Annotated in this window: 5 protein-coding genes; 1 reads left to right on the forward strand and 4 read right to left on the reverse strand. The window is 72.6% G+C overall.

Features of this window, described 5'->3' with window-relative positions; translation table 11 throughout:
• The 4 genes from AC32QD_RS05055 to AC32QD_RS05070 all read right to left on the reverse strand — a co-directional run.
• Positions 1–397: tRNA pseudouridine synthase A (locus tag AC32QD_RS05055; RefSeq protein WP_492009394.1), on the reverse strand; the 397-nt coding region annotated here is incomplete at its 3' end.
• 39 nt (positions 398–436) lie between these two features.
• Positions 437–1,228 (reverse strand): metal ABC transporter permease, encoded by a 792-nt coding sequence (locus AC32QD_RS05060; protein WP_492009395.1) that lies wholly within the window; start codon positions 1,226–1,228, stop codon positions 437–439.
• On the reverse strand, positions 1,225–1,968 hold the full coding sequence (locus AC32QD_RS05065; RefSeq protein ID WP_492009396.1) for an ATP-binding cassette domain-containing protein: 744 nt from the start codon (positions 1,966–1,968) through the stop codon (positions 1,225–1,227). Before AC32QD_RS05065 ends, AC32QD_RS05060 begins: the two co-directional genes overlap by 4 nt.
• Positions 1,965–2,459 carry a transcriptional repressor gene (locus AC32QD_RS05070; RefSeq protein ID WP_492009397.1) on the reverse strand — a complete coding sequence of 165 codons (495 nt, stop codon included), beginning with the start codon at positions 2,457–2,459 and terminating at the stop codon, positions 1,965–1,967. The genes AC32QD_RS05065 and AC32QD_RS05070 overlap by 4 nt, the downstream gene beginning before the upstream one ends.
• Positions 2,460–2,554: 95 nt before the next feature.
• Here AC32QD_RS05070 and AC32QD_RS05075 point away from each other — a divergent pair.
• On the forward strand, positions 2,555–2,771 hold a 217-nt coding region (locus AC32QD_RS05075; RefSeq protein WP_492009398.1), incomplete at its 3' end, for a metal ABC transporter solute-binding protein, Zn/Mn family.

A 2,771-nucleotide genomic window follows, 5' to 3' on the forward strand; every position in this document is an offset into this window, starting at 1 on the left:
GCAGGCGCCAGGCCAGCCCGCGCTCCAACGTCAGCGGCGCCCGGCGGCAGATGATGCGGTAGAGGTAGCGCCGGCGGACGGCGCTGAAGCGGGCGTGGAAGTCGGACGCCACCGGTTCGGCGGCCAGCACCGCCACGGGCTCCGGCTTCAGGTGCCAGTTGAGGGCCTCGGCCAGGCGGAAGGGCTCCCAGTCGCGGGTCAACTCGCAATGGGCGACCTGTCCGGTGGCGTGAACGCCCGCGTCGGTGCGCCCGGCACCGGCGATGGAGGGCGCGTCAGGGTCGAGGGCGCGCAGCGCCTCCTCCACCGCCTGCTGCACCGAGCGCCCGTTCTTCTGGCGCTGCCAGCCGACGAAGGGGCCGCCGTGGTATTCGAGGGTGAGCTTATAGCGGGGCATCGCCGCGGTGATGGCGCGAATGCGCGCGGCTGGCAAGGCTCAGGCGCGGCGCGCGACGTTGGACAGCAGGAACAGCGCTAGCGCTGCCACCACGACCGAGGGACCGGCGGGCGTGTCGGCGACCCAGGCGAGGCGCAGGCCGCCCAGCACCGCGGCGGCGCCGATCAGGGCCGCCAGCGCTGCCATCGCCTCGGGCGTGCGCGCCAGCGGGCGCGCAGCGGCGGCCGGCAGGATCAGCATGGCGGTGATCAGCAAAGCGCCCACCACCTTGAGCGCCGCCGCGACCATGAGCGCCAGGGCCAACGTCAGCACCAGCCGGTCGCGCGGCGGACTGCCGCCCTCGGCGAAAGCCAGCTCCTCATTCAGCGTGGAGTTCAGAAGCGGTTGCCATCCGTGCCACAGCGCCAGCCCAGCGATGGCCGCGGCGCCCCATATCAGTCCGACATCGCGCGCCGAGACGGCGAGGATGTCACCGAAGAGCCAGGCTGAGAGGTCAGTGCGCGCCCCCGGCACGAAGGAGAGCACGACCAGGCCCACCGCCAGTCCCCCGTGCGCGAGCACGCCGAGCAAGGTGTCGGCGGCGTAACGCCGCCCGCTGCCCCGCGCGATGGCCAGCGCCACGGCCAGTGCCACGGCGAGGACTCCGGGAATGATGCCGATGTGCAGTACCAGCGCCAGCGCCACGCCCAGCAGCGCGGCATGCGCCAGGGTGTCGCCGAAATAGGCCATGCGGCGCCAGACCACGAAGCAGCCAAGCGGGCCGGCGAGCAGCGCGATGCCGATGCCCGCGAGCGCGGCGCGCACGAGAAAATCGTCGAGAAGCCCCGTCACCTGTGCTCCCCCGGCGCCGCGGCATGGTGGTGCGCGTGGTCATGTTCGTGGCGGTAGAGCGCCAGCGCGCCGTGGGTGCCGAGGCCGAACAGCGCCCGGTACTCGGGCGCCTCGCTGACCTGCATCGGGCTGCCCTCGCAGCAGACATGGCCATTGAGGCAGATCACGCGGTCGGCGGCGCTCATCACCACGTGCAGGTCATGGCTGACCATGCAGATGGCCGCCCCGGTCTCGGCGCGCACCCGCTCGATCAGGCGATAGAAGGCGGCCTCTCCGGGCTGGTCGAGGCCTTGCGTCGGCTCGTCCAGGATCAGGAGCTGCGGCGCGCGCAACAGGGCGCGGGCCAGCGCCGCCCGTTGCAGTTCGCCGCCCGAGAGGTCGGCGACCTGGGCCCCGCCGAGGTCGGCAATGCCGGCCGCCTCGAGCGCCCGGGCGCGAGCCGCCGCATCACGGGCGCCGCCCAGCGCGAGGAATCGGTCGACGGTCAGCGGCATGGTGCGGTCGACCGACAGCCGCTGCGGCGTGTATCCGATGCGCAGGCCGGGCCGGCGGCGAATCTCGCCCGCAGTGGGCCGCAGCGCGCCGACCAGCGCGCGCAGCAGCGTGGTCTTGCCGGCGCCGTTCGGGCCGACGATGGTGACGATCTCGCCTGATGCGATGGCGAGGTCGACATCGTGCAGGATGCGCTGCTTGCCGTCGGCGAAGCCCAGCCCCCGGGTCTCGATCAGGGGGCCGCTCACGCGATGCCCCGGCAGGCCGGGCACACGCCCTCGATCTCGAGCACCGTGCGGCGCATGGCGAAGCCGCGCTCGGCGGCGGCCTGGGCGATGGCGAGGTCGAGGCCGCCGTCCTCGATCTCGGCGACCTTGCGGCACTCGGCGCAGATCAGGAAGCAAGCGGCGTGATCGCGGCCCGGCTCGCCGTCGGGGTGGGCACAGGCGACATAGGCGTTCAGCCGCTCGAGCTTGTGCGCGAAACCGGCCTCGATCAGGAAATCGAGTGCCCGGTAGACCACCGGGGGCTGCGAGCCCAGACCGTCCGCGCGCAGCCTGTCCAGCAGCTCGTAGGCGCCCATCGCGCGGTGCGCCTCGGTAAGCAGCTCGAGCACCCGCCGGCGCGCCGGTGTCAGGCGCAGGCCACGTGCCGCGGCGGCGCGGGCGAACTCGCCCATCAGGGCCTTGCGGCAGCGGCCGTGGTCATGCTCGGCAAAGGCGACGGCACGGGTGCTCATGCTGGCTCTCGGATGTGGCTGGGCAACTTTTGAATTGTTATAACGTAACAATACTGCTAGCAGATCGAGGCCCGTTGTTCAAACAGATTTGCCCGATGCGCAGCCTTGTCCTGATCCTGGCGCTCCTCGTCCTCCTCCCCGCCAGCGCCTCGGCGAAGCCGGAGGTGATCGCCACCGTCGCCCCCGTCGACTCGGTGGTGGCTCGGGTCATGGAAGGGGTCGGCGCGCCCCGGCTGCTGGTGCCGCCCGCCGCCGAGCCGCACGATTTCGCGCTCAGGCCCTCGGACGCCGCGGCGCTGGCGCGGGCCAACC

Source organism: Thermohalobaculum sp., from assembly GCF_058622915.1.